A 26,434-nucleotide genomic window follows, 5' to 3' on the forward strand; every position below is an offset into this window, starting at 1 on the left:
ATAATGGTAGTGTTTTGATACCTTCCGTTTGAAAAAGCGGCTATCTACTCTGAAATGACATGCTTATCCGTCCTTCGTTGGGATGGAAGGCTGGAACGGCAAAGTTGTTCCCGGGTGAGGCGGAAGCCAGGGATGCGCGGTTGGGCCGGCTGACAGTAACGAGGCATACCCGAATGGCGAACAACAAATACAACGAGTCAATTGAGGACAAGGCGTTCAAGGCATTGGACGAGGCGCTCCAGATCGACTTTAGCAAGGATAACGTACCGTCTCGCCGCGGCGACGCGCCCCAGGCCCCGGAGGCTAATGTGTCTGATCCATCGAATGCGCGTAATCAGCAGGAAGAAGCGCAGCGCCGCAGCCGCCGCGGTGCCGCCGGCGAGCAGGCTTCCAGGGGTCCGGCCTTCACGCCCGCCAACGACGCCAGCCGCAATACGCCCGCTTCGATCCTGAAATCCTTTGACGGCGCCTCCAGCCGCTCGGCGGTGCGCACCGCCACGCTGTTTTCCGTGCTTTGGGTCATGGCCGGCCTCGGCCTGATGTCGCTGCTTTATGCTCCGCAGATCTGGCAGATCCGTTCGCTCGCCGATCTCGTCGCCCTGCCCGGCGTCATCGCCGGCCTCGTCGGCATCATCGTTCCCGTGATGATGTTCTATGCCTTCGCCATCATGATCTCTCGCGCCCAGGACATGCGCAACGCCGCCCGCTCCATGGCAGAGGTGGCATTGCGCCTGGCAGAGCCGGAAACCATTGCCTCCGAGCGCATCATGACCGTCGGCCAGGCCGTGCGCCGTGAGGTCTCGGCCATGAACGAGGGCATCGAGCGCACCATCGCGCGTGCCTCCGAGCTGGAAACGCTCGTCCATTCCGAAGTCAATGCGCTTGAACGTTCCTATGCCGACAACGAGTTGCGCGTTCGCGGCCTCGTCCACGAACTCGGCTCCGAGCGTGAGGCGATCGTCAACCATGCCGACCGTATCCGCACCTCGATCGGCAGCGTCCACGACCAGTTGAAGGAAGAGTTGTCGCTTGCGACCGAAGAGATCGCGGTGCGGCTTGCCACATCGGGCGAAGCCTTCGCCTCGCTGATCGATACGCGCGCCGCGACGATCCTGGAAAAGTCGGACAACGCTCTGCAGTCGATGGGCAGCCTGCTCGCAGCCAAGACCGATACCCTGTTGCAGACACTCAACGCATCGGGTTTTGCGCTCGCCACAGAATTCGACAACCGCCTCGAAGCGCTCTCCGTCAATCTCAACGACCATGGCGAAAGGCTGCTCAGCCAGTTCGAAACGCGCGCCTCGACCATGGACAGCAGCACCGAGAAGCTGAATGCGGCGCTGAACGAGCGCACGCACCAGCTCAACGAGATCCTGATCGCCCGCACCCGCGAGATCAACGAGAGCCTGACGTCAGGCGAACGCACGATCGGCGGCACGCTTGACGACGTGCTGTCGAAGCTGAACAGCGCGCTCGACGAAAAGGGCGCAAGTTTCCGCCAGAGCCTGCAGACCACGGCCGACGACGCCGTCATGGATCTCGACGTGCGCTCCGGCTTCTTCGAAGAGCGGCTGCAGACGACCGTCGCCCAACTGTCGACCGCCTTCGACGAACGCGTCGCCGAATTCACCAGCGCCTTCGACAAGCGAACCGGCTCGCTCGATACCAAGCTGATCGAGAGCCTCGCTCGTATCAACGAGACGCTGACCGGCGGCTCGGATTCGATCGACGGCATCCTGAATTCCGGCATCGACCGGCTTGGTTCGTCGATGACCGACCAGTCGCTGGCGCTCGCCACCGCGCTCGCCACCAGCCACGAAGTGCTGGAAAGCACGCTTGGCAACCGCGCAGACGAAATTACCACAGCACTCACCAGCCGCACCGGTGAACTGACCTCTGCGCTGCAGAGCGCGACTTCTGAAATCGCGCTGACGCTTGCATCAGGCACCTCCGAACTGCAGGACAACCTTCAGACACGCTCGGCCGAACTCCGCGACACGCTACGCACCACCACCACCGATCTGACGACTGCCGTTGCCGCTGGCACAGAGCAGGTGACCGCTGCCTTCGGCGGTCGCGCCGAGGAGCTGAGCGGCGTGCTTGCTGCGCGTACGGCCGAAATCAGCGAGGCGCTCGGCACCGCCCACGGCCGCATCGACAGCGTCATGGCAGAGCGCGGCGGCGCGCTGGTCGAGGCGCTGACCACCCATCATGGGCGCTTCGAGGAAGCGCTGGCAACCCGCTCCGACGCCATCATCAATGCCGTCTCCGGCACCCATGACCGTCTTGCCGAGACGCTCGACGAAAAGGCGATGGCGCTCGCCATTTCCTTGAACGAGAGCCAGGCTCGCATCGAGGACACGCTCGAGACCCGCTCCGAGGCCTTCCTCAACGCCGTGTCTGGCACGCATGATCGCCTGTCGGAAACGCTGGACAGCAAGGCGGCGGCCCTTACGACCTCGCTCGACGAGCGCCATGCCCGCATCGAGGATGCGCTTGGAACGCGCGCCGAGGCACTGCTGAACACTGTATCCGGCACGCGCGACCGTCTTGCCGAAACACTCGACGAAAAGGCGATGGCGCTCGCCATTTCCTTGAACGAGGGCCAGGCCCGCATCGAGGATACGCTGGAAACCCGCTCCGCGGCGCTGCTGAACGCCGTCTCCGGCACCCATGATCGTCTCTCGGAGACTCTGGACGGCAAGGCGGCAGCTTTTGCCACCTCGCTGAGCGAAGGCCATGCCCGTATCGAGAATACGCTCGAAACCCGCTCCGCAGCGCTGCTGAACGCCGTTTCCGGCACCCATGATCGCCTCTCCGAGACGCTGGACGAAAAGGCGATGGCCCTCGCCATCTCCCTCAACGAAACCCAGACGCGTATCGAAGACACGCTGGAAACCCGCTCGGCAGCCCTGCTGAATGCGGTCTCCGGCACCCATGACCGCCTGTCCGAGACGCTGGACGAGAAGGCGATGACGCTCGCCATCTCGCTCAATGAGAGCCAGTCGCGGATCGAAGACACGCTGGAAGCACGCTCTGAAGCCTTCCTCAAGGCCGTGTCCGGCACGCACGACCGACTCTCGGAAACGCTCGACGAAAAGGCGACGGCGATCGCCGCCTCCCTGAACGAGGGCCAGAGCCGCCTGCAGGACACCCTGGAGAGCCGCTCGGAATCCTTACTCAATGCGGTCTCTGCCACCCACGACCGCCTGTCCGAGACACTCGACGATCGGGCGATGGCGCTTGCCATCTCGCTGAATGAGAGCCAGAGCCGTCTCGAGGAGACGCTGACAACAGGCGCCGAGGCGATCACCAATGCGGTTTCCGGCACGCATGTCGGCCTGAACGGAGTGCTCGACCAGAAGGCCGCCGCCCTCGCCGCCTCGCTAACCGAAGGCCAGGCTCGCCTCGAGGAGGCCTTGGGCCACCGCACCGCCGCGATCATCGGCGCCGTAACGGCAACCCACGATCGGCTCACCGATACGCTCGATGAAAAGACCATGGCGCTCGCCATTTCGCTCGACGATAACCAGAGCCGCTTCGACAGTGTGCTCGAAGCCCGCAGCAACGCCATCATGGAGGCCGTCTCCGGTGCCGAAGCCCGAGTCGCCGGCGCCTTCTCCGACAAGACCGATGCAATCCGCACCGCTTATACTGACAATCAGCAGCGGCTCGAAAATGCGCTTTCCGAACATAGCGCCGCCCTCTCAGGCGTTCTCGATACCGGCGGCGCCCGCTTCGAGGATCTCGTCGGCGGCTTGACCGGCCGCATCGAAGGCCGTCTGACCGATGCACATACACGGCTCGGAGGCCTCGCCGACGAGGCCGCAGCGCGCATCGAGGGCGGGCTCGCCTCTGCCCATGAGCGCATCCGCACGACGCTCGAAGACCGCGCCAACGCCATCGATCTATCGCTGAACCAGGCCCATGCGCTGATCAGCGATACGCTGGCCGAACAGGCGACCAGCATCGGCACCTCGGTGGCGACAAGCGTCGGCATGCTCGAATTGTCGCTGGAGCACCGTGAAGCGGCGATCCGCCAGGCGATCGATGCCGGCGCCCAGACATTGGAAGATCGCATGCATGCCGGCGCCGGCCAGATCGCCGGCCGCTTCCAGGAGGCGGCAAATGCGATTTCAAGCTCCACCCAGAATTTCTCCGCCCATCTCGATCGGTCGGTCGAAAGCCTGACGGGCCGTTTTGAAGAAACCGGATCGCGTGTGGAATCTGGTCTTGCAGCGATCGAGACCCGCATCCGCGATGGCGTCGGCGGCGTTGCCGAAAAGGTCGAAGCAGCCAGCGGCCAGCTGTCCGGCGTGCTTGCCGACGGCGTCTCCCGTATCGGCGCGCTCAGCGACCATGCCACGCAGCGCATCTCGGCGACGCTCGAAGGCAGTGCTGCAAACCTCACTCAGGCGATCGACAGCCGCACCGCCAATCTGGCCGAGACGCTGGACAGCCGCACCACCAGCCTGACGGGCGCCATCGAGGGTCGCACCGCGAGCCTCGGCGAAACCCTCGACCGCGGCAACGAACGCATAGAGGAACGCCTCTCCACAATGGACCGTGCGTTGACCGTCGGCCTCGATGCCGTCAACCGCACCATCGAAGGCAAGGCCGCCGGTCTCGCCTCGACGCTGCGCAGTGCGGTTGCCGACGCGGCTCAGGGAATGGAAGGCGAAGCGACGAGAACCACCGAACTGCTTGGCAAGACCGGCCAGCAATTCGCCGAGGATCTCAATGCGAAAAGCGACGAATTCACCCGCACCATGGATGAGCGCTCGTCACAGATCGTCACCCGCGTCGCCGAAGCTCAGAACCGGCTGGCAAGCCAGGCCGCTGCCGTTGCCCAGACCTTCTCGGAAGCCGGCAACGCCATCGTCAACAAGGTCGCAGAGGCCGAGACCATCGTCGGCACGCAGGTCAATGCCATCTCCAAGGTACTGTCGGATGCCGGCCAGTCCCTGGAGACACGCGGCAATGCCATCCGCTCGACCCTGTCGGGCGCCGGCACCGAGATTTCCGCCACCATGGCGGATGTCGACCGGGCGCTCGAAGCACGCAGCAGCGCCATTCGCACCAACCTCGAAGAGCGTGCCCGCGAGATCGATACGACGTTCTCCGAAATCGACCGGGCGCTCGAAGCGCGCGGCAACTCGATCCGCTCGACGCTCGAAGAGCGCACCCGCGACCTCAACTCGATGCTATCAGGCCGTTCGGTCGAATTGACACGCATCCTCGACGAAACGGCCCGCCCGATCATCGACCGCTACACCGATGCCGGCGAGCAGGCCGCCGCCCGCATCACCGCCGCGGCCAACCTCAGCGCCGACCGTCTGCGCGCCGAAAACGAAGCGCTCGCCAGCGCCGTTGCCGCCCGCACCGAGAATGTCGCCAATGCCGTCAGCGCCATCGAGAACAGCCTTGTCGGCAACGTCAACGGCCTCGTCGAGCGCATGTCGGAAAGCAGTGCGGCGATGGCGATGATGATGAACCGCGCCGCCGAGCAGTTGACCAGCGTCGACGGTCGTCTCGGCGATACCACCACGCGCTTTGCCGACTCCGCCACCAGGGCCGCTGAAATGGTCTCCGCCTCGACCAGGCTTCTCGAAGGCAAGGTCGACCGCCTCTCCGACATCTCGGGCCAGACGCTGTCACAGGTCGGCGGCATCATCGGCCGCTTCGACGAACACTCCAAGGTCCTGACCCAGGCCTCGCAGCTTCTCGGCGCCGCCCAGTCCAACCTCGCCTCGACGCTCGAAGAGCGCGAGAGCGCGCTGCAGACGCTCTCGGTCGGCCTCGTCCAGCGCTCCGCCGAGATCGAAAAGACCATGCAAGGCCTCGGCAGCATGATCGAGACCGTGTTCGAGCGGGCAGAGCAGCGCTCCAGCCAGGTTACCGGCAATTTGCGCCAGGGCGTGCAGTCCTCCTTCGCCGATATCGGCCGCATTCTCACCGAAACCGAGAAGCGCGCCCAGGAAGCGGCAGAGACGATGCGCGAGGCGATCACCCGCGCCGGCGATGAGGCCAATACGACGATCGACGGCACCTTTGCCAATGTCGAGCGCCGTTCCGGCGATCTCTCCAATCGCATTCGCGGCGGCCTCACCGCCTCGCTGTCGGAAGTCGAGCGCATGCTCGGCGAAGCCGGCCGCGCCTCCGACGGCGCCGCCCAGAACATGCGGGAAGCGCTGCGCGAGGCGATCGATGATGCCGTCGGCCGCTTCTCCGGCGCCACCGAGGATATCCGCCGCTCCGCGGCCGACATCCGTAACGAGCTTGATGCCACCCGCGCCGAGCTGAAGCGCGGCGCTTTCGATCTTCCCGAGGAAGCCAAGGAAAGCGCATCGGCCATGCGCCGGGCCGTCGCCGAGCAGATCAAGGCGCTGCAGGATATCTCCCAACTCGTCGGCCGCTCCAGCCAGCAGCTCGAGATCTCCGAGCCTGTCGCCCGCACACTCGCTCAGGCGCAGCCGGCTCCGCGTCCCGCCCAGCCGGTCGCAGCCCAACCGCCGCAGCCGGCAGCACCGCCGCCGATCGAAGCGACAGGTCTGCGCGGAACGATCGCACCGTCTGCGCCGGCTGCCGCCCCCCAGCGCGCCGCCCCGCAGCCTGCCCCCACTCGCCAGGAAACAGGCCGCCCGGAAACAGGTCGCCAAGAGCCGGCTCGTCCAGAAAGCGGCGGTTGGATCAGCGATCTCCTGCGTGGCGCATCGCGCGAGGAAGCCGCCGACGAGGCCGCGGCCGCCCGTGTTACCGCCCGCCCGGCGGAAACTGCCGCGCCGGCCGCGCGCAGCAACGACAGCCGCAATCCGCGTCACGTCGTCGAATCGCTGAACTCGCTCTCGGTCGATATCGCCCGCGCCATCGACCATGACGCCTCGGTCGATCTCTGGCGCCGCTACCAGCGCGGCGAACGTGACGTCTTCACCCGTCGCCTCTACACGCTGAAGGGCCAACAGACCTTCGACGAGATCAAGCGCAAATACGACCGCGAACCGGAGTTCCGCACCGCCGTCGACCGCTACATCGGTGATTTCGAAAAGCTGCTCGCCGACGTCGCCCGCACCGACCCGAACCGGACGGTGACGCAGTCCTACCTCACCTCGGATACGGGCAAGGTCTACACGATGCTCGCTCATGCCGCAGGCAGGCTCGGCTGAACTAGCTGATCTGAACTGGAATTATCCGGGAAGCCGCTTGAACATGTGTCAGGCGGCTTTCGCCATCCAGCCACGGAAACCTTCCCGACATGACCAAGGCCCTTGTGATCATCGACGTCCAGAATGCCATCCTCTCCGGCAAAGCCTCGCCAGAGCGGCAACCTCAAGTCGATGCCGCGCTCGACGAGACCGTCGCACGGCTGGCCGCGCTACAGGAAAAAGCTCGGCGGGCAGGCGCGCCGATCGTACTCGTTCAGCATGACGGCGACAGCAGCCATCGATTGGCTGTCGGCACGCCGGGTTGGGCGCTCCGCGACGAGATCGCGCCGAGGCAGGCCGAGGTCGTTGTACGCAAGAAAAGCGCCGACTCCTTCTTCGAGACCGATCTTGGAGAACGCTTGGGCGAACGATCGGTCACTCACCTCGTCGTCGGTGGATGCATGTCCCAATTCTGCGTCGACACGACAGTCAGGCGAGCCGTGTCGCTCGGATATGATGTGACGTTGATTGCCGATGGTCACATGACCGGCGACACGGCGACCTTCACCTCCTCCGAGATCATCGCTCATCACAATGAAACGCTCGATGGTTTCGATGCGGGCAAGGCGACGGTAGAAATCCGCCCCGCCGCCGAGATCGACTTTTCATAAATTTTCGGGCCACACGGGAACCGGGACCGCTTGGTGATCCCGGTTCCCGATATTTCACCGATCTGCGGCTATGCACCAGTTATAAATGCACCGATCGAGGCCGATGGCGATCTCAAGCACGAGAACGTCGTGGTCGACAGCCGCTCCCTTCTTCGGCTGCGACCGGTAGCGCTGCGGAAAATCCGTACGTCGCGAGATCGAGCAGACCTCCATCCACTTGTCGCCATTGTCGACCTCGATATCGACAGTCATCTCGGAATAGGCCGGCAGCCGGTCGGAGGGTACGATCCGCGTCGGCAGATGGATCAGCGATGCGATCATGCGGCGGACCGGCTCGAGGCAGGCGGCATGATAGTCGTTGCCGCTATCGGCCGTGAAGGCGCACTGGAATTCGAGCTGCCAGAATTCCTTCAGCCGCATGTGCTTGGTCGGCTGCTCCTGCTCACGACGATAGGATTTGCCGGCCTGCCAGACGCAGAGCGGCAGCCGTGTCTTCGAGTGATTTCCGAGAATATGCTGCATGTAGATGTAGGTCGACGGCGTGGTCTCCGGTCTCAGCACCAGCATAGCATCGCTGGCGGAGAGCTGTTCCTGAACCCAGATACCGGCGTTCGAATAGGCGCTTGAAACCAGCGACCGCGGCATCAGCGCCGGCGCCTCGACCCTCCTGACGTCCCAGGCCGGATTGACGGATCTGAGAAAACTGCGGACCTCTTGCGAGAAGAAGCCGATCATATGATCGCGCAGATGGATCTCGCGCTCCTCCCAATGGACGAGCGAATTGACATGATAAATATTGAGCACGGTGCCTGTCTCCCTGGCAACCTTGATTGACGTGGTGAGGGGCTTTACGTCCAGCAGTGCGCCGGACGCCTAGCGCCCTGACGTCACAGCAGGACGCGAAGACCTCGTCCGCCAAGAGCGCGCACGATCGCGACCTGCGGGCAGGTGCTGATATGACGGGACATGGGCGCGCTCTTCGTGCTCATGGCGAATTCTCTACGTGCCGTGCTGCGCATTGTCAAACGGGCGCGGCGAGGTCAAAACCGAGACGGTGAGACAAAAGGGATCATCTGTGGATAGCCCTTTTTTGTTGCCCCCTGTCCTTCATTCCGTCACAAACATTTCCGATCCGCAGCATTTAGTGAACGGCTCACTCGACCGTCCAAACGATAGAGACAGCAACATTGATGACCAAGACGACCTCCAGGCTCCTTGCCACCGCGCTCTCTTCCGCTTTCCTGATGGGCGCTTTCACACTGGCTGAGGCTGGCCAGGCAAGCTTCGTCGTGGATGCACAGTCCGGTCAGGTCCTCGAAGCCTCCAATCAGGACGAGCTGAACTATCCGGCGTCGCTGACCAAGATGATGACGCTCTATCTCGCCTTCGAGGCCCTGCATGACGGGCGCCTCGCCTGGGATCAGAAGCTCACCATGTCGGAAAATGCCGAGAGCAAGGAGCCCTTCAAGCTTGCCATCGGCGCAGGCCGAAAGGTGACGCTGCGTGAAGCGGTCGAAAGCATTGTCGTGCTGTCTGCCAATGATGCGGCCGTGGCGATTGCCGAGCAGCTTGGCGGCTCCGAACAGGCTTTCGCCACTGTCATGACCGACAAGGCACACCAGCTCGGCATGAAGGATACGGTCTTCCGGAATCCCTCGGGCCTTCCGGATCCTGCTCAGGTCACGACGGCGCGAGATATGGCGACACTCGGCGTTTCGCTGATGCGCGACTTTCCCGAGGAGTTCAAGCTCTTCTCCATGCGCGGCTTCCAATTTCGCGGCATGAAGTTCCGCGGCCACAACAACCTCATGTATCGTTATGACGGCGTCGACGGCATCAAGACCGGCTACACCGACGCATCAGGCTACAATGTCGTGACGTCGGCCCTGAAGGATGGCCGCCGCGTGGTCGGCGTCGTCATGGGCGAAAAGACCGCGAGCATACGCGACGACAAGATGGCAAGCCTCCTGGACAGCACCCTGTCGCCGTCATCGACCGCCACAGCTTCCACGACACCAGGCAGCCAGCCGGGAGCGACGATGACGGATTCGCAACCGACCAAGTAGCCCCCGATGAGCAGAGACCTGCCGGCAGGTTTTTGCTAGCGCATCGGCCGGAAAATCAGAAGCGATTATGCGTCCGAAAGGACGCACGGCGCTCTAACGGCTTATCTGAAAGCCACTTCCAGATGCTGCCGGTCTTGCGCGATCACCCTGCAATTCGTTTCGAATCCTTCGCCTTTGATGGCAAGAACGAATTCCGAAGGGATGCCTGATGTATTGGAGACCGAAATGCCGGCGCTCTCCGAGCCGATGGATTTGACGGTGCAGTCGATGGTCGAGCGTCGATCGTTGAACAGGATCGAACCCGCCTTCAGCACCCGCCGTCGAGCGCCAATGGCGTGATCGGCGTGGATGGAAATCCACGACACGCAACGATTCCGTCCGCCATGCTTGGCCTGATACATCGCCGCATCCGCCTGAGCCAGCAGGGTCTCGATCTCCTTGCTGACGATCGAGAGTGCCGACGTTCCGAAGCTGGCTGTAACGGTCAGGGCGCCATGATCGCCGCGAATGATCTCAGAGGCGATGGCGGCTCTGAGTTTCTCGGCGACTGCGGCAGCACCTTCCCGATCGACATGCGGCAGGATGACGGCAAATTCCTCGCCGCCAAGACGACCAAACAGATCACCGGCTCGAAGGGTCGTCTTACAGGTCGATGCGACCGCCTTGAGGACCTCGTCTCCGGCCGCATGCCCATGCGTATCGTTCACCTTCTTGAAATGGTCGATATCGAAAACGATGCATGAAAGATCGTGCTTGTGCCGCAGAGCGAGCGAAATGAGCTGATCGGCCTCCTGCTTGAAGGCACGCCGCGTCATCGCCTCGGTGAGGCTGTCGATGGCGGCCGACTGCATGAGCTCGATGCGGTCCATCGCGGCGCCTGCCAGCTCCTCGAGAATGCCGAGATCTCTGTTGCCGAACGATCGTGGCCTGCGGTCGATCGCGCATACCGTTCCGATCATGTGCCCGGCTTTTGTTCTCAACGGCACACCGGCATAAAAACGAATATTGTCCTCGCCCGTCACCGAAGGATGCTGCGAAAACCGCGAGTCCTTGGTAGCGTCCTGCACGACAACAGGCCTTTCACAGTCCACGACGTAGCGGCAGAACGTGTCTTCGCGCGACACCTCGTCGGCCGAAAGGCCGGAGCAAGCCGTGTACCATTGCCGATGCGCATCGATCAGTGAGACGATGCCGATGTCGATGGAAAAGATCTCCTTTATCAGGCGTACGATCCGTTCGAAGCCCTCGTCCCTCGGAGTGTCGAGGAGATCGAGCTGCTGCAGCGCAGCCAGGCGATCATTTTCGCGTTGGATCGCCTCCAATGACGATTTCCCGAAGACCCGTGCAGCCACCATGCAGCATTCCTCCTGAAAGGGATGCATGATGCGTTCCATAAATTCATGAAGAAATTGAATACGATGGCGGCCCCTAAGCCATGGGGTCAAATATTTTTCAGAATCGACAACCCTCGATATTCACGGGGCGACCTCGGAATTCCAGTTCAGATTGAGCGCAGCGTCCAACTGACGATCTCGGAGGCAACCGTGGAGAAGGCGCGGTCGAGGCCTTTGACGAAGCCGTCATTGTCGCCGCCGGACGGCGCCATGGCGCGGAACACCTTCTGGGCGCGCACCGAGCCGTTGCGGTCGTTGAGGATCTTGGCGGAGATCTCGACCACCGCCTGGTTGCCGTTCGAAGCATCGATCTCGAAGGAGCGGATATCGGTGACGATCTGGTAGTCGATCGCCAGCCCCTGCCCCGGCATGCCGACGCCGCCGAGCTTGCCCGAGTTCTCGAAGGCTTCCACCAGCTTCGACTGCACTATGCGCGGCAGCTTGTCGCCCCACTGCGCCTTGGAGAGATACTGGATTTCCGAAGGCGAAACACGGATGACGATCTGCTCGCTGTCGAGCGACCTTAGCGCCGTCGGGCTGGCGATCAGGACCTGGCGGGATTTGGCCGCGGGTCCGCTGCCGTCGACGGCGGCGGGCAGATCATAGGTGTCGTTCTTGGCCGCGGTGCCGCACCCGGAAAGGATCAGCGCCGTCAGCGGCAGCGCGATCACCGTTCCCCTGATCCAAGAACGGCGCGACAACAGATGCGATGCGACCATATTAGGCTACCCCTGATTTCCCAGTTAACGCCGCGTCCGGCCGTCATATTGCTTGACCGTGTCCCCGCCGAAGATCAGGCGTTGCGGATTGCGGTCGAAGTTGGTGATCGTATCGTTCAGATTGCTCACGGTTCCGCGCATGTCGTTGACGAGAGTCTGCACGTCGCGCAAGCCGCCACTCGAAAATTTCTGCAGATTGTCGGCGATCGGCCCGATGCGCGAATTCAGGTTGTCGGCCACCTTCTTGAAGGATTCCAGCGTATCGCGCGCTTCAGTGAACAGCGATTGCGTATTGTCGGTGCCGAGCAGCGCATCGACCTTGATGAGAATGCCGTCGATGCGGGTCGAGGCCGAATTCAGCTTGTTGGAAAGCTGCGACACGTCCTGGATCGTCTGGTCGATATCTTTCTGGCGCGCCGAAACCGTGTTGGCGACATCGCGGATCGAGGCTACGGCGGCGCGCGCGTCCTTGGTCGCCTGCGAGATATCGTCGACTGAGCCCTTCACCTTCGCCGGATCGATCTGGGCAACGAGCGTATCGACGCGGTCGAGTGTGGCCTGCGCCTGCTTGCCGAAATCATTGAAGGTGGTGGCCGTCTGGTCGAACTTCTGGATCGCGCCCTTGAGGTCGCCCGAGGCATCGGCGACATTGGCGGTAATCTTCTCGGCATTGGAGACGATGTTGTCGATCTTCTGCGCATCGACCGCCTTGACCAGCGATTCGACGGCTTGAAGCGTCGAGTCGACGCGGCCGGAAACCGCCTTCACTGTCTCCGAAAGCTGGCCGACGCTCTGCAGGAAGGAGTCGATATTGCCGGAATTCTTGGCCAGTGCATCCGAGAACGTTTCGGCATTCTTGAACGTCTCGGTCAGCGGCCCGCGCGAATCTTCGATAAAACCCTGAAGTTCGCCGACCGCGTCGTTAGCGCGATCGAGGATCTTGTCGGCCGTCGCCAGCAGATTGGTGACGCTCGACTGGTCGGCGACGATGACGGCGCGTTTGCCGTTGTCGATCGCATGCTGGAGGATGCTTTCCTCGCCCTTGCGGCCGCCTGACAGCTCGATATAGGCAGCGCCGGTCAAGCCCTGAATTTCAAGGGCGGCCTTGGTCGAGGGGTAGATCGGCGCATCGGTGCGCACCTGGGTGAAGGCCAGCGAATATTGCGGATCGTCGGCATCGATCGACAGCGTCTGCACCGAGCCGATCTGGATGCCGTTGAAGCGCACCGGCGAGCCGACGCTGAGGCCGTTGGCCGAGCCCGGAATACGAACGATCAGTTCCGTCATCGGGCCGCCGCGGCCGTATTCGGCCATCCAGTAGACGAAGCCGAAGGCAGCCGCGATCACCAGCACCGTGAAAAAACCGACAATCGTGTAATTGGCTTTGGTTTCCATCTTATCCGGTCACTTTCCGCTGCTGTCGTGCCGCGCGGCAGCAGCGTTCTGCGGCACGATCGACCGCGCGCGTTTGCCCTTGAAGTAGGCCTGCACCCACGGATCGTCATAGGCCAGCATGTCGTCGATCGTGCCTTCCACCATTACTCGCTTCTTTCCGAGCACGGCAATACGGTCGCAGACCGAAAACAGGCTGTCGAGGTCGTGCGTGACCATATACACGGTCAATCCCAGACTATCGCGCAGGTTGGCGATCAGTTCGTCGAATTCGGCCGCGCCGATCGGGTCGAGGCCGGAGGTCGGCTCGTCCAGGAAGACGAGTTCCGGATCGAGTGACAGCGCGCGCGCAAGGGCTGCGCGCTTGATCATGCCGCCGGACAGTTCGGACGGATATTTGTCGGCGGCATCGGCTGCAAGCCCGACCATACGGATCTTCAGATGCGCCAGTTCGTCCATCAGCGAGGTCGGCAGGTCGAGATATTCGCGCATCGGCACCTGGATATTTTCCTTGACCGTCAGCGACGAAAACAGTGCCCCCTGCTGGAACAGCACGCCAAGCCGCATGTCGAGCGCGTTGCGCTGCGGCTCGTCGAGTTCGTCGAAATCCTGGCCGAGGATCTTGATCGTGCCGGAGCGGCGCGGCAGCAGCCGGAGCACGGTGCGCATCAGCACCGATTTGCCGGTGCCGGACGCGCCGACGAAGCCGAGGATCTCGCCGCGGTAGATATTGAGGTTCAGATTGTCGAGCACGACCTTGGAGCCGAAGCCGACGGTGACGTCGCGCGCCGACAGCACGATGTCCCTTTCGTCCTTGTCTTCCGTATCGATCGGTTTCTCGTCCACGCGGTCCGCCATCCTAGAAATCGATCGCTGCATAGAACATCGCAAAAAGCCCGTCCATCAGGATGACGACGAAAATCGCCTTCACCACCGCGGCCGTCACGTGCTGGCCGAGGGATTCCGCGCTGCCACCGACCTTCAGCCCCTCGACGGCGGCGACGATGCCGATGACCAGCGCCATGAACGGCGCCTTGATCATGCCCGACAGAACCGTCGACAACGTCACCGCCTCGTGCAGGCGCGACAGGAAGTTGGCGAAGGTGATGCCGGAATAGCCCCAGGCGACGGCGGCAGCACCCCCGAGCGAGGCGAAATTTGCCAGCACCGTCAAAAGCGGCAGCGCGATGGTCAGCGCCACCAGCCGCGGGAAGATCAGCACGCCGATCGGGTTCAGGCCCATCACTTTCAGCGCGTCGATCTCCTCGCGCATCTTCATCGAGCCGATTTCGGCGGTGATCGCGCTGCCCGAGCGGCCGGCGATCATGATCGAGGTTAGAAGCACGCCGATTTCGCGTAATTGCAGGATGCCGACGAGATCGACGACGAAAACCTCAGCGCCGAAGTAGCGCAGCTGAAAGGCGCCCTGCTGGGCGATGATCGCCCCGATCAGAAACGACATCAAAAGAATGATCGGAACGGCGCGAACGCCCATATGGTCGATCTGGTTGACGATCGAGGCCGGCGAAACGCCGCTGCCGCGGCCGAACTTCATCTGCGCGCCGCGCACCGCCGAGCCGAGGATATACATGGCGGCAGCGAAATTGTCCCAGACCTCATAGGTCATTTTGCCGATCGGCGCGAAGATGCGCGCAACAAGCGAGACTTTCTCCGTCTGCTCCGGCTCGGGCTTGGCCGGCTCCTCGGAAAACATCTCCAGCATTTCGTCGATATGCGGGTTGGTGCCTTCGAAGCGAACCGCTCGCCCGCCCGCCTCTTCTTGCTTCTTCAGCCGGCACAGCAGCCAGATGCCGGCGGTGTCGATCTCCGATATATTAGAGAGGTCTACCGTGAGGTCGCCGGTCTTCTTCTGCAGCAGCTTTTCGAAATCGCGCAACACTAGATGGATGTAGGCGCTACGCCAATTTCCCTGAAGACGCACACGCTGTCCCGAGCCATCAGCCTGGTCGTCCACATCAAGGGAGGCGGCGTTGCGATTCTCGGCGTTCAAGATACTTGTGTCTTTCAAGGCTTACAGCGACATTGCCGAATCGCGAAGCAGATCGTTCGTCGCCCGGCGCGTCAATATACAGAAGCACCGTGCAATTTCCATGCTCGCAGGAGAGCAATAATGCCGCGCACCCTCGATATCCAGATGAATTCCTTTCCGATTGCCGGGACCTTCACCATCTCGCGCGGGGCAAAGACCGAAGCCGAGGTCATCACCTGCACGCTTGTCGAAGAGGGTGCGCATGGGCTCGGCGAATGCGTGCCTTACCGCCGCTACGGCGAGACCATGCAGAGCGTTTTCGCCCAGATCGAAGCGGCGCGACCGCTGATCGAGGCCGGCATTTCGCGCCATGACCTGCTGTCGGCCATGCCGCCGGGTGCGGCCCGCAACGCCGTCGACTGCGCCCTCTGGGACCTCGAGGCAAAGCAGACAGGAGACAGCGTCGCCACCCGCCTCGGCCTTGCCGCTCTGAAGCCGCTCACCACCGCCTACACCATCTCGCTCGGTGAGCCGGAGGTGATGGCCGCCCAGGCGCGTGAGCATGCCGGCCGCGCCCTGCTCAAGGTCAAGGTCGGCACCGGCGACGATGAAAGCCGCATCCGCGCCGTCCGCGCAGCAGCACCCGATGCCGAAATCATCCTTGATGCCAATGAGGGCTGGCCGGAAGCGGTGTTGGAGCGTCATCTCCATATCGCCGCGGAAGCAGGCATAGCCCTCGTCGAGCAACCACTGCCGGCCGGCCGCGATGGGCTGCTCGCCGAAATCCGCCGCCCGCTCCTCGTCTGCGCCGATGAGAGTGTCCACCACACCGGCGATCTCGCAAGCCTTGCCGACCGCTACGACGCGATCAACATCAAGCTCGACAAGACCGGCGGCCTGACGGAGGCGCTGTCGATGAAGGCCGAAGCCGAACGACTCGGATTCAGTATCATGATCGGCTGCATGGTCGGCACCTCGCTTGCCATGGCGCCCGCCGTTCTGCTCGCCCAGAATGCCGATTTCGTCGATCTCGACGGCCCGCTGCTGCTTGCTCGCGACCGCGAACCCGGCCTGCGTTACGCCGCTTCCCTGGTCTTTCCGCCCGAAAGCACCCTCTGGGGCTGAAGATAATAGGCGAAGATGACGATGCCGAGGCCGGAGAACGCGACCACGGCCATGACGTAGTAGCTGACGACGCCGAGCCAGGCATAGAGATAACCCGACGCCAGGGTCATCAGCGCCATCGCCATGCCGACATAGAAGAAATACGCGCCCTGCGCCGATGATTCCTGCGTTTCCTGCACGGTCGCCACGATCCGCCGCTGCACGCCGGTATGCACGAAGGCGTAGGTGAAGCCATGGAAACATTGCAGCAGGAAGAAACCGGCAAAGCCTGTATTCATCGGAAACAGGATCCAGCGGCAGACACTGATGGCGCAGCCGAAGCGGATCAGCGTCCAGGCGTCGAAGCGACGGTTGAGACGCTTCGACAGGAAGAACACCGTCACTTCCGAAGCGACGCCGGCGCTCCAGAGCAGGCCGACTTGCGTACCGGAGAAGCCAAGCTGATGCCAGTAGATCGAGGAAAAAGCGTTCAGCACCGCATGGCTCGACTGCTGGATGGCGACGCCGATCAGAAGCAGCAGAAGATGCGGCTCGCGCAGGCCGCTGCCGGTGGCTGCCGGAATGTTGATCGGCTGGCCGCGCCGTCGCGTCGGTCCGATACGCGGACAGAAGATCGCCATGACCACGGTCATGATAAAGCCGAAGACCATGACCGGCAGCACCATTTCGCCGCCCCACCGACTGATCAGCTGGCCGCCGACCAGCGTCGAGACGATGAACGCGATCGAGCCCCATACGCGCATCGATCCGTAATCGAGCCCCCAGCGGCGCACACCCGAGATGACGATTGATTCGACGACGGGCACATAGGGCGCGAAGGTGGCGCCCTGCAACGCATAGACGATCGTGACGGGCCAGAAGGTCGTCGTCCAGAACAGCGCGATCGCCGTCAGTAGCGACAGGCCGCCCGACCAGAGCAGCACGTCGGCACGCTCCTTCAATCGATCGGCGATCATGGCGACGACAGGCGCTACCAGCACGCGAACCACCATCGGTATGGCAAGGATGATGCCGATCTCGTGGTCGCTGAAGCTGTGGGTTGCGAGCCACACGGGAAAGAAAGGCAGGACGATGCCGTTGACGAGCAGCGGCGCGCAGTAGGAAAGCGCGCTGAGCAGCCGAAAGCGCGGCGGCGCTCCCTCACCCGTCGGGGAATTTTGAGCGGGAATCATTGGTGGACCTGAAGGAAACTGGACGTTGTCCTAACACACCACCCTGGAGGCGACTATTGCGAGAAATAGCCGTTCTGAAACGTTTTAGAAAATAAACAGGGCCTGTCGCCTGACGGTAACGGCTAAATTCGAGGGAGCGCAGGCGCGGATGCGCCGGCGCCAAAATCAGGCGGCCTGTGGAGCCAGTTCTGCGTCTTCCCGATCGACGGTGGCAAGTGCTGTCACACTGCTGGCGAGCGCCCGCCAGGTGATCAGTTCGAACGTGCCGTCCTCATGCTCGGCGACCGCCGTGCAGCTTTCCACCCAATCACCGGTGTTGATGTAACGGATACCGTCCATATCCTGGATAATGGCATGATGGATATGTCCGCAGATCACCCCGTCGGCGCCGTTTTTGCGGGCTTCCCCGGCCACGACGCGCTCGAACTCGCCGATGAAATTGACGGCATGCTTGACCTGCAGCTTCGCCCAGGCCGAAAACGACCAGTAGGGCATGCCAAGTCGGCGCCGCACCGCCGCCAGAATGATATTGATGCGGATCGCCGTGTCATAGGCCCAGTCGCCGAGATAGGCGAGCAGTCGGGCGTTGCGGACGACGACGTCGAACTCGTCGCCGTGCAGGATCAGATATTTTCTGCCGTCGGCGCCGTCATGCATCATGCGCTCGACGACCTCAATGCCGCCGAAATGCATGCCCGGGAAGGCCCGCAGGAATTCGTCGTGATTGCCGGGAATATAGACGACGCGCGTGCCCTTGCGCGCCTTGCGCAACAGCTTCTGGACGACGTCGTTGCAGACCTGCGGCCAGTACCAGCTGCGCTTGAGACGCCAGCCGTCGACGATGTCGCCAACGAGCACGATCGTATCGGCCTCGTGGTGGCGCAGGAAATCCAGCAGGAAGTCGGCCTTCGCGGCCTTCGAGCCGAGATGGACATCGGAAATGAAGAGCGTGCGGAAATGTCTGGGTTCCATCATGTCTTTCACGAGCTGCCGCTCATGTCCCATCTTTCATCTAGCCTTCCAAAATCAGACTCGTGTTTCAGGAAGATGACAAGGTGTGGAAAAGCGCTGCAAACCAGTTCATCTCACGCGGGCAGAATGCCCGTTGCCGCGCTGGCAGAATGCCTGTCGCCGCGCGGGCAGGATGCCCGTCGCCGCCAGGCCTGCCGGCCATGTTGCCCTGCGCATTCAGGGCGTTCATGATAGCGGCGATTCATATCCGACAATGCGGGATGGCTGATGCGTCTTTTTCTCGTTCGCCACGGCGAATCCCTCGGCAACATCAACGAACAGGCTTACCGCCAATTCGGCGATCACAACGTGCCGCTGACGCAGTGGGGCCATCGGCAGGCACTTGAGGCAGGCGGCGTCATCGCCTCCTATCTCAAGGCATTGCCGAGCGCCGGTTTCGGCAAGCTGCAGATCTGGTATTCGCCATTTTTGAGGACGCGGCAGAGCAAGGATGCGCTGCTCGAAGCCCTGCCGGAAAGCGTCGTCGGCGATATCAGGGAAGATTATCTGCTGCGCGAGCAGGATTTCGGTCTCTTCACCGAAATCTATGACCACGCCGAACAGAAGCAGAAGTTTCCCGAGGAGTTCGAAAAATGGGCGAGGCTGCGCAGCAACAGCGGCAAGTTCTACGCACGGCCGCCGGATGGCGAAAGCCGGGCGGACGTGGCCCAGCGGGTGCGCCTGTTCCTGCAGACCGTTATGCACGATGACGAAAATAGCGACCACAACGTTGTGATCGTTGGTCATGGCGTCACCAACCGGGCGGTCGAAATGAATTTTCTGCACCGCCCTGTCGAGTGGTTCGAGCGCTCCGACAATCCTGGAAACGCCGATATCACGCTGATCGAGGGGACGCGCTCGCAAGGATACGAGTCGATCCTGCTGCATCAGGCCGCCGACCGGCAGCCGGGACAGGAAGGCGAACTGCGCGATGCCTATGGCGCCGACGTGACGCTTACACCGAAGCCGACTGCATAACTCCTTAAATCGAACCGCCGCAAAGGTCTGTGGCGGGTTGCGTAAGGCAACCCGCCAACTCTTCACCTCAGCTCGGCGACGTCACCGGCGCAGCTTCCTGCCCGGCCGGAGCCTCCTCATTCACAGTCTCCGGCCGCTTCGTCCTCAAGAGACGCAGCACGAAGACGAAGAAGACGGGAACGAAGAAGATCGCCAGCACCGTCGCCGAAATCATGCCGCCAAGCACGCCCGTGCCGATCGCATTCTGGCTCGCCGCACTTGGCCCGGTGGCGATCGCCAGAGGCACCACGCCCAAGGTGAAGGCAAGCGAGGTCATGATGATCGGCCGGAAGCGCAGACGGGCGCCTTCGATCGCGGCATCCATCAGCGATTTCCCCTCGGCAAAACCGTCCTTGGCGAATTCGACGATCAGGATGGCGTTCTTCGCCGACAGCCCGATGATCGCGATCAGGCCGACCTTGAAGTAGATGTCGTTGGACATGTCGCGGCTCATCACCGCGAGCACGCAGCCAATGACGCCGAGCGGCACGACCAGCATCACCGACAACGGGATGGACCAGCTCTCGTAAAGCCCCGACAGCAGCAGGAAGACGAAGAGAATGCTGAGGCCGAACAGGAACGGCGCCTGCGATCCCGATCTGAGCTCCTCCAGCGACTGGCCGGTCCATTCGAAGCCGAAGCCGTCGGGAAGTTCCGAGGCCAACCGCTCCATTTCGACAATTGTCGCGCCCGATGAATATCCAGGCGCCGGAGTGCCCGAAATGCGCACTGAGGGGTAGCCGTTATAACCGACGATCTGCGCCGGCCCTTTCTGCCATTCGGCGACGGCAAAGGACGACAGCGGCACCATGCCACCGCTCGCATTGCGGACATTGAGCTTCATCAGGTCTTCCGCCTGAAGCCTGCTCTTGTCCTGCGCCTGCACGATGACGCGCTGCATGCGGCCCGAATTCGGGAAGTCGTTGACATAGCTCGAACCGAGATTGGCGGTGATCGTGCTGTTGATGTCGGCGAAGGCAACGCCGAAGGTATTTGCCTTTTCGCGATCGATGACCAGCACGAGCTGGGCCGAGTCAGGCATGCCCTCTGGGCGGATACCAGCGATGATGGGGTTCTGCGATGCCTTGCCGAGCAGCATTCCCGCCGCCTCGGTCAGTGCCGCCTGCCCCTTCGCCCCGCGATCCTGGAGGCGGAAGGTGAAGCCGTTGGTCGTGCCGAAACCTTCGATCGGCGGCGGCGACAGCGCGAAGGACGTTGCATCCTTCAGGCCGAACAGCTGCATATTGGCGCGGTTGGAAATCTCCTGGACCGAATTGCCGGGGCCGCGTTCGGCCCAGTCCTTGAGCGTGACGAACACCAGGGCGGCGTTCGGTCCCTGCCCGGAGAAGCTGAAGCCCTGGATCGCGACGACGTTGGCAACGGCCGGCTCCTTCTTGAAGATCGCTTCGATGCTTTCGAGCGAGGCCACCGTGCGGTTGCGGCTCGCCTCCGGCGGTCCCTGCACGTCGACGATCAGGAAGCCCTGATCCTCATCCGGCACGAAGCTGCTCGGCAGGTTGACGAAGAGATAGCCAAGGCCGACGAGCAGCGCGACATAGACGGCCATGACCCGCCAGGAGCGCTTGGTCAGTCCCCCGACGGTGCGGGCATAACGGCCGGTCAGGCGGTCGAAGTTGCGGTTGAACCAGCCGGCGATGCCCTTCCTCTCATGATGTCCTTTGATCGGCTTCAGGAAGGTGGCGCAGAGCGCCGGCGTCAGTGACAGCGCCAGGAAGGCCGAAAACAGGATTGAAACAACCATGGTCAGGCTGAACTGGCGATAGATGATGCCGGTTGAACCCGGGAAGAACGCCATCGGCACGAAAACGCAGGAGAGAACCAGCGTAATCCCGAGGATCGCGCCGGTGATCTGCCGCATCGCCTTCTTAGTCGCGTCCTTCGGTGACAGCCCTTCCACCGCCATCAGCCGCTCGACGTTTTCCACCACGACGATGGCGTCGTCGACGAGAATGCCGATGGCAAGCACCATCGCAAACATCGTCAGCACGTTGATCGAGAAGCCGGCGGCATACATGACAGCAAGCGTCCCGAGCAGCGCGACGGGAACGACGAGCGTCGGAATGATCGTGTAGCGGAAGCTCTGCAGGAAAATGAGCATGACGACGAAGACGAGCGCGACGGCTTCTGCGAGCGTATGCGCCACCTTCTCGATCGATGCCGAGACGAACGGGCTGGTATCATAGGGAACGGAATATTCGACCCCCGCCGGAAAGAAGCGTGAGAGCTCTTCCATCTTCGCCTTGACCAGGTTGGACGTATTGACGGCATTGCCTGTCGACGACAGCTGGATGGCGATGGCGGCACTCGGCTGGCCGTTCAAGCGGGTGGAGAAGCTGTAGCTCTCGCTGCCCTCTTCGATGCGCGCGACATCCCGCAGCCTGACATTCGATCCGTCGGCATTGGCGCGCAGCACGATGTCTCCGAACTCCTTGATGTCGGTCAGTTGCCCCTTCACCAGCACCGTCGCCGTCAGGTCCTGCGAGATCGGATTGGGCGCCGCGCCGATCTGGCCAGCTGCGACCTGGGCGTTCTGCGCCGATATCGCCGCGCTGATGTCGGATGCGGTGAGGTTCAGGCCGACCATCTTGTCGGGATCGATCCAGATGCGCATCGCCCGCTGCGACGCAAACAGCTGCGCGCGGCCGACGCCATCGAGACGGCGCAGCTCGCCGATGACGTTCCGGTTGAGATAGTCGCCGAGCGCCACCTCATCGGTCTTTCCGTCCGTCGAGGTCAGCGAGATGAACATCAGGAAGCCGGACGATGCCTCCTCGACCGTGATGCCCTGATCCTTGACGGATTGCGGCAGCCGCGGTTCGACGCGGCGTATCGCGTTCTGAACGTCGACGGAGGCCTGGTCTATATCGGTGCCGGCCGCAAAGGTCGCGGTGATCGTCATTGCGCCCGATGTATCCGACGTCGACTCGAAATAGGAAAGGTGCTCGACCCCGTTCAGCTCTTCTTCGATCTGGCGGGTGACGCCCTGATAGATATCCTGCGGCGATGCACCGGGATAGCTGGTGGTGATGCTGAGCTGCGGCGGCGCGACCTTGGGATATTGCGCGACCGGCAGAAACGGCAGCGCGATCAGGCCGGCGATGGAGATGAAGATCGCAAAGACCCAGGCTAGGATCGGGCGATCGATAAAGAAACGTGCCATCGACCTTACTCCGGCTTCTTGGCGTCACCGGACGCGAGCTGACCATCCCGCCACTCTACCGGCGCGACCTTTGCGCCCGGCTGCAGCTTCTGGCCGCCGTCGACGACGAGACGCTCGCCTGCCGACAGGCCGCTTTCGACCACCCACTCATTGCCGGAGGATTGACCAAGCTCGACGTCGCGCGGTTGCGCCACATCTCCCTCCTGGACGACATAGACCTGCGCCTTGCCGTCGGCCGTGCGGATGACGGCGCGCTGCGGGATGAGGATCGCCTTCTCCCGCACGGCCTGCTCGATGCGGACGCGGACGTAAAGGCCCGGCAGCAGGTCGCCCTTGGGATTGGGGAATTCACCGCGAAGGGTGACCTGGCCGGTCGTCGCATCGACGCTGGCGCTGCTAAAGAGAAGCTTACCGGCCTCGCCATAGACCGTGCCGTCGTCGAAGACGAGCTTGATGTCGGCCTTGCCCGGTTCGGTCGATGTGAGGCTGCCGTTCTCGACTGCCCGCTTCAGCGCCAGCAGGTCTCCGGAGGATTGCGTGAAGTCGGCATAAACGGGGTCGATCTGCTGGATCATCGCCAGCGCATCGCCGCCATCGGCCGTCACCAGCGCGCCTTCCGTCACCAGCGCGCCGCCGATGATGCCTGATATAGGCGCACGAACTTCGGTATAGCCGAGATTGATCTTCGCTTCGTCGAGTGCGGCCTGCGCCAGCGCGACATCGGCATCGGCCTGGGCAAGGGCGACGGCTGCAGCATCGTATTCGATACCGCTTGCAACATCGCGGTCGCGCAGCGACTTCTGCCGGTCCAACTGCAGGCGGGCATTCAGCTGCGTCGCCTTGGCACGCGCGACGCTTGCCTCGGCACTTGCCACCCGGACCCGAAATAGCGCCGGATCGATCCGGTAGAGCACATCGCCTTGCTGAACGAGGCTGCCCTGCTCGAAGATCCGCTGCTGCAGGATGCCGGAAACCCTGGCCCGCACTTCCGAGACGCGCGTTGCGGCAATGCGGCCGGGCAGTTCGCTAACCACGGGAAGCGGGCGGGCACCAAGCGTCAGGACGCTGATGGCAGCGGGCGGCATCGCGCCGCCTTCCTGTGCGTGAGCCGGAAGGCCTGCGCCGAGGAAAAGTGCCAGCGTCAGCGCGTAACACAATGATTTCGTGTGAAGAAGCATGTTCAAAAGCCTTCCCGATGGTCGCACTGGGATCCAAAAAAGCACATCCCGCCGAAATGACGTTCGGCGGGCCTCCTCAGCCGACAGATAGTCGATCTTTTTTCTCTTCGCAAGATACCAACCGGTCGGTATGATAGCATTATCATATTTGGAGTTCCCATGGCCCGGCGATCCCGGGAGTGATACTGATCCACTCCGGCGCCTCGGCGCGAAGCTTATCTCGAACACAGGTCATGCATTGGTAGATAGCCCCCGCAACAGAAAGAAACAGCCGGATGTCGTGCGGCAAGCTCTTCTCGATTGCGCCACCAAGCTGGCGCTCGAACATGGTCTGGCCGCCGTCAGCCTGCAGGCGGTCGCCAGCGCAGCCGGCGTGACCAAGGGAGGGTTGTTTCACCACTTCCCGAACAAGCAGGCGCTTATAGAGGCCGTGTTCGACGGCATGATGGAAAGCCTCGACCGCGAGATCGACCAGGAACTGGAAAAGGATAAGGGCGGCCGCGGCACATTCACCCGCGCCTATGTCCGCACCCTGTTTGCTGACCGCGCCCTCAACAACAGCCCGTGGTCGGCGCAGACGATGACCGTGCTTGCCGACCCCTACTCCAAGTCTCTGTGGCATAGATGGATGAATGACCGGCTTGTCAGGCACGCCGAAACAGACGTGGGAATGCGGCTCGAGATCGTTCGCCTGGCGGCGGACGGAGCATGGCTTGCCCATGTTCTGAAGCCTGACGACCATGCCGGTTCGGACGACACGGCGCTGTTGCAGGAATTAATCGAACTCACCGAAGGGTGACAAGCGATTGGCGCCTCATCCCGCGCCCGAGTATATCACCCGAGCGCGGGCATGGTCGGGCTAGGCAGCTCGCACCGCCGCCATCGGTTTCACGTTCTGGTTCATGCGGAACAGATTGTTCGGATCGTAGCGCCGCTTGGCTTCGGCAAGACGAGCGTAATTGGCGCCGTAGGCTTCTTCGACGCGATCACCTTCATCATCAGGCATGAAGTTGATGTAGGCGGTGCCGACCGCATGCGGCTTGGTTGCTTCGAAAAGCTCCCGCGCCCAACCGATACAGCTTCCATCCATCCCGGCTTCCCGCCAGCGCGCATGCACATTCATGACGAAATGCGAGCTTCGTTGTGGAAATGCGGTCGCCTGGGTGGGCACGCGGCCAGCGGCACCACCGACATGGCCAATGAAGATCTCGCATTCCGGTCCGGGCAGCTTGCGCACGGCCTTGAGCAGGACCTCGATCGCCGCGTCCGAGAGGGAGGCGAAATCCTGGCTCTTCCAGTAATTGCGCGCCCCTGGCGTGAGCAGCGGGTCAAATGCCTGTTGCCAGCCGGTGAACGGCACCGGGCCGACGACGTCGGCAATCGGATTTCCGATCGCGCGCAATCTGGCCGTCGCCTTTTCTCCCGCCGCGATGTCTCCGCAATAGCACATGGCCAGCACCACGATCTCCTTGCCGTGCCATTCGGCCGGAAGGAACGGCAACGGCGGCGCCTGGCGCATCACCACCCAGCAGGTCAGTTCGTCAGGCGCCGCCTCCAGCGCCTGTCGGTATTCCTTGAGCACCTTTTCCGCATCGGCGAAGGGATGCACGACGAGCCCAGCAAGAACCTCCGTGTTGAGAGGGTTGAGCTTGAATTCGAAGGAGGTCACGACGCCGAAATTGCCGCCGCCGCCGCGCAACGCCCAGAAGAGATCAGGCTTTTCCGTCTCGCTCGCCTTGACCAACTCGCCGTCGGCCGTCACCACATCAACCGAAAGCAGATTGTCGATGGTCAGCCCGAATTTGCGGGTCAGCCAGCCGAATCCGCCACCGAGCGTCAGGCCTGCGATGCCGGTGGTGGAATTGATGCCGGTCGGCAGCGCCAGCCCGAAGGCCAGCGTTTCCTGGTCGACATCGGCAAGCGTTGCACCCGGCTCGATCCTGGCGCGCCGCGTTTGCGGATCGACCCGCACCGATTTCATCGCTGACAGGTCGATGACGACACCGCCCTCGCAGACCGCATTGCCGGCAATACCGTGGCCGCCGCCACGCACCGAAACGAGCAAATTATTGTCGCGTGCAAACCGCACCGCCCGCACGACATCGGCAGCACCGGCGCAACGCGCGATAAGCCCGGGCCGGCGGTCGATCATCGCATTCCAGATTGTCCGCGCTTCGTTGTAATCCATGTCTTTACTGGTTAGGAGACTGCCGCGAAATCCGGCCGCAAAAGCATCGATGGCCACGTCATTGACCATCGTCTGCCCCCTTTGCAGGGTCGTGAGGTTCAAATTGTCCATGATTTCCTCCATGCGACCGGCGCCCCGCACCGTCGCGGCCGGCATTTTGCGCTTGCTGCGGTCCTCAAACAAGTTTC

General features: G+C 62.6%; 17 protein-coding genes. 6 read left to right on the top strand and 11 right to left on the bottom strand.

The features are described 5' to 3' along the window. The first annotated feature begins 173 nt into the window (after nt 1-173). Both J3P73_RS13535 and J3P73_RS13540 read left to right on the top strand, forming a co-directional pair. Nucleotides 174-7,163, top strand: a complete 6,990-nt coding sequence (locus tag J3P73_RS13535) for an apolipoprotein A-IV repeat region-like domain-containing protein (RefSeq protein WP_075225822.1) — start codon at nt 174-176, stop codon at nt 7,161-7,163. Between the two features lie 89 nt (nt 7,164-7,252). Continuing rightward, nucleotides 7,253-7,813, top strand: coding sequence for a cysteine hydrolase family protein (locus J3P73_RS13540; RefSeq protein WP_075225823.1), 561 nt, complete (start codon nt 7,253-7,255; stop codon nt 7,811-7,813). A gap of 54 nt (nt 7,814-7,867) precedes the next feature. Here J3P73_RS13540 and J3P73_RS13545 read toward each other — a convergent pair whose 3' ends face one another. Further along, nucleotides 7,868-8,617 carry an aminoacyl--tRNA ligase-related protein gene (locus tag J3P73_RS13545; RefSeq protein ID WP_075225824.1) on the bottom strand — a complete coding sequence of 250 codons (750 nt, stop codon included), beginning with the start codon at nt 8,615-8,617 and terminating at the stop codon, nt 7,868-7,870. Nucleotides 8,618-9,003: 386 nt separating this feature from the next. Between J3P73_RS13545 and J3P73_RS13550 the strand changes: the two genes are divergently transcribed. Continuing rightward, nucleotides 9,004-9,879 (top strand): D-alanyl-D-alanine carboxypeptidase family protein, encoded by an 876-nt coding sequence (locus J3P73_RS13550; RefSeq protein WP_018484001.1) that lies wholly within the window; start codon nt 9,004-9,006, stop codon nt 9,877-9,879. Between the two features lie 101 nt (nt 9,880-9,980). Here the strand turns inward: J3P73_RS13550 and J3P73_RS13555 are convergent, their stop codons facing one another. The 5 genes from J3P73_RS13555 to J3P73_RS13575 all read right to left on the bottom strand — a co-directional run bounded on the left by J3P73_RS13555 (nt 9,981) and on the right by J3P73_RS13575 (nt 15,413). Continuing rightward, entirely contained in the window at nt 9,981-11,234 is a 1,254-nt protein-coding gene (locus tag J3P73_RS13555; RefSeq protein WP_018072306.1) for a sensor domain-containing diguanylate cyclase, read from the bottom strand. Nucleotides 11,235-11,380: 146 nt separating this feature from the next. After that, nucleotides 11,381-11,992 (bottom strand): ABC-type transport auxiliary lipoprotein family protein, encoded by a 612-nt coding sequence (locus J3P73_RS13560; protein WP_075225825.1) that lies wholly within the window; start codon nt 11,990-11,992, stop codon nt 11,381-11,383. Nucleotides 11,993-12,016: 24 nt separating this feature from the next. Next, nucleotides 12,017-13,387 carry an MlaD family protein gene (locus J3P73_RS13565; protein WP_018072308.1) on the bottom strand — a complete coding sequence of 457 codons (1,371 nt, stop codon included), beginning with the start codon at nt 13,385-13,387 and terminating at the stop codon, nt 12,017-12,019. A gap of 9 nt (nt 13,388-13,396) precedes the next feature. Continuing rightward, nucleotides 13,397-14,242, bottom strand: a complete 846-nt coding sequence (locus J3P73_RS13570; protein ID WP_003559847.1) for an ABC transporter ATP-binding protein — start codon at nt 14,240-14,242, stop codon at nt 13,397-13,399. 1 nt (nt 14,243) lies between these two features. Further along, nucleotides 14,244-15,413 (bottom strand): MlaE family lipid ABC transporter permease subunit, encoded by a 1,170-nt coding sequence (locus tag J3P73_RS13575; protein WP_018072309.1) that lies wholly within the window; start codon nt 15,411-15,413, stop codon nt 14,244-14,246. Between the two features lie 102 nt (nt 15,414-15,515). Between J3P73_RS13575 and dgcA the strand changes: the two genes are divergently transcribed. Then, nucleotides 15,516-16,499, top strand: coding sequence for an N-acetyl-D-Glu racemase DgcA (dgcA, locus tag J3P73_RS13580; protein ID WP_075225826.1), 984 nt, complete (start codon nt 15,516-15,518; stop codon nt 16,497-16,499). On the opposite strand, the gene J3P73_RS13585 is transcribed toward dgcA, so the two are convergent. Together J3P73_RS13585 and J3P73_RS13590 are read right to left on the bottom strand one after the other, a co-directional pair. Continuing rightward, nucleotides 16,451-17,671 (bottom strand): MFS transporter, encoded by a 1,221-nt coding sequence (locus J3P73_RS13585; RefSeq protein WP_128412172.1) that lies wholly within the window; start codon nt 17,669-17,671, stop codon nt 16,451-16,453. The genes dgcA and J3P73_RS13585 overlap by 49 nt on opposite strands. Before the next feature lie 165 nt (nt 17,672-17,836). Next, nucleotides 17,837-18,676 carry a UDP-2,3-diacylglucosamine diphosphatase gene (locus tag J3P73_RS13590; protein WP_207579650.1) on the bottom strand — a complete coding sequence of 280 codons (840 nt, stop codon included), beginning with the start codon at nt 18,674-18,676 and terminating at the stop codon, nt 17,837-17,839. 234 nt (nt 18,677-18,910) lie between these two features. Here J3P73_RS13590 and J3P73_RS13595 point away from each other — a divergent pair, with 234 nt between their 5' ends. After that, nucleotides 18,911-19,660 (top strand): histidine phosphatase family protein, encoded by a 750-nt coding sequence (locus J3P73_RS13595; protein WP_075225828.1) that lies wholly within the window; start codon nt 18,911-18,913, stop codon nt 19,658-19,660. A gap of 67 nt (nt 19,661-19,727) precedes the next feature. Here the strand turns inward: J3P73_RS13595 and J3P73_RS13600 are convergent, their stop codons facing one another. Together J3P73_RS13600 and J3P73_RS13605 are read right to left on the bottom strand one after the other, a co-directional pair. After that, nucleotides 19,728-22,880 carry an efflux RND transporter permease subunit gene (locus J3P73_RS13600; protein WP_130691888.1) on the bottom strand — a complete coding sequence of 1,051 codons (3,153 nt, stop codon included), beginning with the start codon at nt 22,878-22,880 and terminating at the stop codon, nt 19,728-19,730. 5 nt (nt 22,881-22,885) lie between these two features. Continuing rightward, nucleotides 22,886-24,058 carry an efflux RND transporter periplasmic adaptor subunit gene (locus tag J3P73_RS13605; protein WP_130691890.1) on the bottom strand — a complete coding sequence of 391 codons (1,173 nt, stop codon included), beginning with the start codon at nt 24,056-24,058 and terminating at the stop codon, nt 22,886-22,888. 238 nt (nt 24,059-24,296) lie between these two features. Here J3P73_RS13605 and J3P73_RS13610 point away from each other — a divergent pair, with 238 nt between their 5' ends. Next, on the top strand, nt 24,297-24,857 hold the full coding sequence (locus J3P73_RS13610) for a TetR/AcrR family transcriptional regulator (protein WP_018072316.1): 561 nt from the start codon (nt 24,297-24,299) through the stop codon (nt 24,855-24,857). A gap of 60 nt (nt 24,858-24,917) precedes the next feature. On the opposite strand, the gene J3P73_RS13615 is transcribed toward J3P73_RS13610, so the two are convergent. After that, nucleotides 24,918-26,357, bottom strand: coding sequence for an FAD-binding oxidoreductase (locus tag J3P73_RS13615; RefSeq protein WP_026170916.1), 1,440 nt, complete (start codon nt 26,355-26,357; stop codon nt 24,918-24,920). Between the last annotated feature and the right edge of the window lie 77 nt (nt 26,358-26,434).

It is taken from the genome of Rhizobium ruizarguesonis (assembly GCF_017357285.1).
Taxonomy (GTDB): Bacteria; Pseudomonadota; Alphaproteobacteria; order Rhizobiales; family Rhizobiaceae; genus Rhizobium; species Rhizobium ruizarguesonis.